Origin of the sequence: Streptomyces sp. SID5464, assembly GCF_009862985.1 — a bacterium.
In the GTDB taxonomy this organism is placed as follows: Bacteria; Actinomycetota; Actinomycetes; order Streptomycetales; family Streptomycetaceae; genus Streptomyces; species Streptomyces chartreusis_D.
This window is the reverse complement of the sequence record NZ_WWIQ01000025.1, coordinates 1-6,002: the sequence shown is the minus strand read 5'-3', so window position 1 is coordinate 6,002 and position 6,002 is coordinate 1. Positions and strand designations below refer to the sequence as shown.

Here is a 6,002-nt window from a genome sequence, read left to right as displayed (position 1 = left end):
GGTGCTCGTGCTGCCCGATCCCGATCCGGATCCACAGGCGGTCAGGGTGAGGGCCGCGACGCCCGTGCACGCGGCGACTCGGAGCAGGGAGGAGGGGAGACGAGAGGTGCGTGACATGAACGGCTCCAGCGGGATGTCGGGCGGGTGGCCGGCAGCGAGGACTGCCGTCCCGCGATGTCAACGATGACTGATGTCATCGTTGACACTGCTTGGCGAGGATGATGGACTCCGCTCACCGGCAACGTCAATGCCTTGCACTCGTCACAAATCGGCAACGCCCCTGGGCGGCTGCCCCGCCCCGAAGCCGTACACCGGCGTGCCCGGGTCATGCCCGTTTCCGCTCCGCGCGTCCCAGAGAAGAGCAGCCCATGAGCCGGATCACCGTCCTCGGAGAGTGCGTCGCCGACGCGTTCACCGAGCCCGCACCCGCACCGAACGAACTCGCCCTGCGCGTCCTGCCGGGCGGCGGGCCGGCCAACACGGCGGTGGCCCTGGCCCGCCTGGGCACCTCTGCCCGCTTCCTCGCGCGGCTGTCCGGCGACGTGTTCGGCCGCCTGTTCCGGGCCCACCTCGCCGCTTCCGGCGTGGACCTCTCGCACGCCGTTCAGGCCGCCGAACCCAGCACGCTCGCCGTCGCCGAACTGGACGCCCGGGGCCAGGCCGCGTTCTCCTTCCACGCCCAGGCCACCGCCGACTGGCAGTGGACGAGCGCGGAACTGGCCGGGGTGGACCTGGCCGGCACCGCCTGCGTGCACACCGGTTCGCTGGCCCTGGTCAGGGAGCCGGGAGCGGCGGTGGTGGAGGACTTCCTGGTTGCGGCCGCTCCCCGGGCCACCATCAGCATCGATCCCAACGTCCGCCCGCTCCTGGTGCGCCCCGAGGTCTACCGCGCCCGGCTGGCGCACTGGTGCGGCCTCGCGGACGTGCTGCGGCTGAGCGAGGACGACTTGGAGCTCCTCCTGCCCGGAACACCGCCCGAGCAGGCGTGCGACACCTGGCACGCGGCGGGGGCCCGGCTCGTGGTGATCACGCGCGGCGCGGAAGGAGCCCTGGCCTCACTCGACGGGGAGCGCGTGCGTGTGCCGGCGGTGGCGACGCCGGTCGTCGACACGGTCGGTGCGGGGGACTCCTTCACGGCAGGCCTGCTGCACCACCTCGGCACCCACGAACTCCTCGGCGGCAGACTGACGGACCTGCGCCTCGCCGACGTCGAGGCGGCCTGCCTGTTCGCCGTGCGGGTCGCGGCCCTGACCTGCTCGGTCGCCGGCCCGAACCCGCCCTGGCAGGACCAGTTGCCGCGGCTCACGCCGGGCGCCCGCGCGGTCCGGCACCTCGACTCCACCCGCTGAACCCCACCGGCAAGGACGGAAGACCATGACGAAAACCCTGCTCGCCGAGTTCACCGCCCGCGAGGGAGCGGAGGGCCAGGTCGCCCGCCTGATCCAGGAGTACGCCCTGAAGGTGCGCGAGGAGGAAGGCAACCTGGCCTTCGACGTCTACACCAAGACGGCCAGCCCCCGCGCCTACTGGATCTTCGAGGTCTACCGGGACGAGGACGCCTTCCAGGCACACCTGAACGCGCCGTACGGCGGCCCGTTCAACGCCGCGCTCACTCCGCTGATCGAGGAGGACGCCTCCGTGCTGACGTTCCTCGATCCGCTGGCCACGCGTCCCTGACGGGTGCCGGCCGAGGCCCGCTCGCCGGAGGCCCCGGGGCGCGGCGTCGTGCGGAAAACTCCGGTGCGTCGCCTCGCGCACATCTGCGACCATCCCCGAATGGCGCACACTTTCGAATCGCTGGTCATCCGGCACACCCATCGCCTGCCCTTCCCCAGGGGATCCGCAGGGGAAGGCGCCACCGCCGCCCGGCAGTTCGACGCGGCGCTGACCTCCGTGGGCTTCAAGCTCTCCGCCGAGCTGCTGGAGCGGCTGTCGGGGCTGTCCGAGGCCGCGGTCGTGCACACCGCCCGGCGAACGCTGGCCACCGTGAGCGAGATGGTGGGCGACCACGTCCGGCACAACTCCTACTTCATCGACTTCCCGGCGAACGTGCCGGACACCGAGGAGTTCTGGATGGGGTGCGTGGCGAAGGCGCTCGCCGACGACACCTCGCGCGAGAACGTGGCGGCGCAGCTGAAGCGCGGGGTCCTGAACCTGCTCAGCCTCCCCACGTACGGCCGCTACCAGCACACCTACGAGGAGATGCTCGCGGCGCAGGACGAGCTGATCGCCTCGGCGGGCGACCGGGTGACCGTCCTGCACCTCGGCCGGGACCTGGACGCCGAACTCACGGACCTCTACCTGGCCCTGGCGGGCAGCACGACGCCCCTGGGCGAGGAGCACCTGCGCGACCTCAGGATCCTCGCCGAACGCTGCGCCGACGGCCCCCAGCCGGAGTCGATCCCCGTCCGGGAGAACCGGGCGGTCGTCAACGAGGCCCGCCTCGGTGTGGGCGCCGGCCTCCTGCTGGACACCGTCACCGACGTGCTGCGACTGGCCTGCGCCCTGTCGGGCGGCGACGTGACGCTCCAGGAACCCACCCGGTTCCGGACGCTGCCGCGGCCGGTCCGCCGGGGGCTGCTCGCGGGCCTCGACGCGGTGGTCGCGGCGAACCCGGCGAAACTCGCCGACGTGCACGCGTACCGGGAGCCCTTCAAGCGCCTCGGCGAGCGTCTCCACCCGCACGAGTACCCCCGCTGGCCGCACGCCGCCGAGGTGTTCGCCGTGGCGCGGGGCGAGAAGGAGGCCCGTTCCTTCGACAGCCGCGTCGAGAAGCTGCTCGACGAGTACGACGTCACCGGTGCGGTGAAGCTGCTGAAGTCCGCTCCCGGCAAGCTGTTCCGCGCCCTGGACCTCCTGCTGCGCGTCGCCGCCGGCCAGGAGGAGCGGGACGCGGTGGTGGCCGCCGCGATGGAGGTCGCTCCCGAGGTCTCCGGCCGGGTCGTCCTCTCGGTCCGCGAGCACTTCCACAACCGGGAGCGGGAGACCGACGCGCCCCGCATCTTCGTCAACCGCCGCGGCCGCGCCTGGGTGACCCGCGACGACCGGTTTCCGGTGCCGGCCGCGGACCGCGATCGCCTGATCGCCGCCCTCGACGCGGAGGTCCGCCGCCGCCTCCCGGCGCCGCGCCGGCTGCTGCTCGACCCCGAAGTCCTCGACGTGGCGCTCCCGCTCAGCGGCAGGGCGACCACGGCCGGGTTCGGCGTACTGCCGCGGGGCTCGCTCTCGCGGGTCGACGGCGAACTGCTGCGCTTCTTCGTGTACTGGAAGCAGACCGAGGTCCGCACCGACTACGACCTGTCGGCCCTGCTCCTGCACAGCGACTACAGCACCGACTGCTGGCTCTCCTACACGTCCCTCAAAACCGTGGGGGGCCGGCACTCGGGCGATGTCACCGAGGCGCCCGACGGGGCCTCGGAGTTCATCGATCTGTCCCTGGACCGGGTGCGCGGCACCTTCATCGTTCCGCAGGTCAACATCTACGCCGGCGAGGGCTTCGAGGAGGCCGAGGAGTCGTTCTTCGGGTTCATGCTGCGCGACCGTGCGCAGAAGGGCCGCCCGTTCGAGCCGCGCACGGTGCGGATGAAGTCGGAGCTGCGTGGCGTCGGCCGGGTGGCACTGCCTCTGGTCTTCCGACGCGGGGACGACGGCAGGTGGAGTGCGAAGTGGCTGCACCTGTATCTGAAGGGCATCTCGGAGGCGAACCGGGTCGAGGAGAACCAGGTGTCGGTGTCCAAGGCGGTGCGTGCCCTCGTGGAGCGGGAGCAGCTGACGACGAGGTACCTGATCGACCTGATGTCCCACGACACCACGGCCGTGGACCTGTGGGACGGCGGGCCGGTCCCTGAGGAGCCCGTGACGTACATCGGTCTCGAACGGCCCGAGGGGCTGCACCCGGACTCCCGGATCATCACCCTCGAAAATCTGCGCGACCTGATCCCGGCCTGAGTGCTAGCGTTGCCGACGGCGAGGCCATGAAGGGGCTTCCTTCTCATTCACTCCAACTGACTCGAGTTCCTTCGCTCTCCTCGCCCTCGACTCCGGCCGGGAGGCGCCCGCGTGGCGCCTCCCGGCTTTCGTACGCCGACCGCTCGTCAGCGCCAGATGGACTTCAGCCGCCACGCGCGGAGGCTGTCGAGGGTGGCGGTGCCTCCTTCGGCGAACACCTCGACGCCGGTGCTGGAGGGGTAGGGGAAGATCTGGTCGGTGATCACGGACTCGCCGCGGCCGCCGAAGACCTCCACGGACGACCAGTCGACGAGGATCCGCAGTCTGACCTTGCCGTTCTCGGCCTTCAGAGGTGCGCTCTGCACGCCGGGGAAGGTGCTGTTGAAGTCCCCGGCGCCGGATCGGCTGCGGTCGACGTACAGTTCCTGGGAGGCGGTGTCGTAGCCGATGACGGTCTCCTCGCCGCCCGCACCGGTGCGCACCTTCAGGCCGAAGCGAGCCGCGTCCTTGAGGGAGAAGGTCGCCTCGATGTCGAGCGCCTTGCCCTTGGCCCCGAGGCCGGTCAGGGACTTCGAGGTGCTCTTGACGCTGACACCGGACGCCGTCGCCGGCTCCGTCTGCCGCAGGGACTCCAGGCTGCCCACCGGCTTGCTGGTCAGCCGGATCCGGCCGTCGAGGGTACGCAGGGCCATCTCCCTCGGGACGCTCTGCACGCCGCGCCACGGGGAGGTGGGGACGGACTGGCCGTAGTCCCAGTTGTTCATCCAGCCGATCATGTAGCGCTTGCCGCCCGGCGCGTTCTCCCAGGACACGGCCGCGTAGTAGTCCTTGCCGTAGTCGGCCCAGCCGGCGCGCTGCAGAACGGACTCGGCGGGCTTGTCCGCGGCTGTGAACCGGTCGGCCAGTACGTGGCCCCAGCCTCCGGTGTGCGTGTCGACGATCCGGATCTGCGCCTTCTTGCCGACGTAGGGGCGCATGTCGAAGGACGCCCAGTCCATGGCCTCACTGTCGGTGCCGGTCACGCTGCGGACGACCTTGCCGTCGACGATCAGGTTGACGGACGTCTCCTGGGAGGCGCGCCGGACCGGGGTGTCGGACATGACGATGTGGTCGGCGTTGACATGGCCCCAGCCGCCGGTGTTGTCGTCGACGATCCTGATCCGCGCCTTCTTTCCGGCGAGGTCGCCGACGTCCCACGAGGCCCAGTCGAGTGCCTCGGAGTCCTTCCCGGTGGCGCTGCGCACGACCTGACCGTCCACGAGGAGCTCGACGGCGGTGCGGTTGGCCGCGTCTGCCGGGTGGTTGCCGCCGCCGATGAGGAAGTTGATGTGCTTCTTGCCGACGGTGAACTCGGGCGAGGTGAGGGTGCCGGTGGTGGAGTCGCCGCTTCTGAAGGTGTTGACCAGGCCGCTGCCCAGGTATCCGGAAACCTGTTGCTGTCCGGGGAGTGTGCCGGTGGCCGGTGCCGTGCCGAAGGCGTCCCCAGTCGCCGTCCAGTCGCCGTAGCCGCCGCCCTCGAAGTCGGCGAGGACCGTGCCCTCGGGCGCGGTGCCGTCCAGGACGGTACCGGCCTGGTGCGGATGCCGCCCGCCACCGGTCTTGAAGTTGAGGTACGGGCTGGTCACGGTGAAGGAGGGGGAGGTGAGGGAGCCGGTGGTGCCGTCACCGCCGTGGAAGCTGTTGGCGAGGCCCTTGCCGTCGAAGCCCGAGACGGCTTGCTGACCGTCCAGCGTCCCGGTTGCCGGCCCCTGGCCGAACGCGGTCCCGGTCGCCGTCCAGTCCCCGAAGCCGGCGCCTTCGAAGTCCTGCACGACGTCGCCCGCGGGCGGTGTGTAGGTGCCCTTGTCCTCAGGGGTGAACTTCTTGCCGTCGAAGTCCCCGACGAAGTACTGGGCGGCCGAACCACCCGCGATGCCACCGGGGTTGAGGTTGACCACCAGAACCCACTTGATCCTCTTCGGGTCCCCGTCGACCGCGAGGGGGAACAGGTCGGGGCACTCCCACACGCCACCCGTCGCACCGGCCGGCCCGAACTCGCTCTGCAGCTCCCAGTC

The 6,002-nt window shown here is 71.0% G+C and carries 4 protein-coding genes; 3 read left to right on the top strand and 1 reads right to left on the bottom strand.

The annotated features are described in order from the left end of the window. Positions 1-368 precede the first annotated feature (368 nt). The 3 genes from GTY47_RS18650 to GTY47_RS18640 all read left to right on the top strand — a co-directional run bounded on the left by GTY47_RS18650 (position 369) and on the right by GTY47_RS18640 (position 3,948). A complete protein-coding gene (locus GTY47_RS18650; protein ID WP_010049270.1) occupies positions 369-1,349 on the top strand; it encodes a carbohydrate kinase in 981 nt (326 codons plus the stop codon). A gap of 25 nt (positions 1,350-1,374) precedes the next feature. Next, entirely contained in the window at positions 1,375-1,677 is a 303-nt protein-coding gene (locus tag GTY47_RS18645; RefSeq protein ID WP_010049269.1) for a putative quinol monooxygenase, read from the top strand. 99 nt (positions 1,678-1,776) lie between these two features. Beyond that, positions 1,777-3,948, top strand: a complete 2,172-nt coding sequence (locus GTY47_RS18640; RefSeq protein ID WP_010049267.1) for a hypothetical protein — start codon at positions 1,777-1,779, stop codon at positions 3,946-3,948. A gap of 146 nt (positions 3,949-4,094) precedes the next feature. Here the strand turns inward: GTY47_RS18640 and GTY47_RS18635 are convergent. Further along, the coding region (locus GTY47_RS18635) for a GH32 C-terminal domain-containing protein (protein ID WP_010049265.1) at positions 4,095-6,002 on the bottom strand (1,908 nt) is incomplete at its 5' end.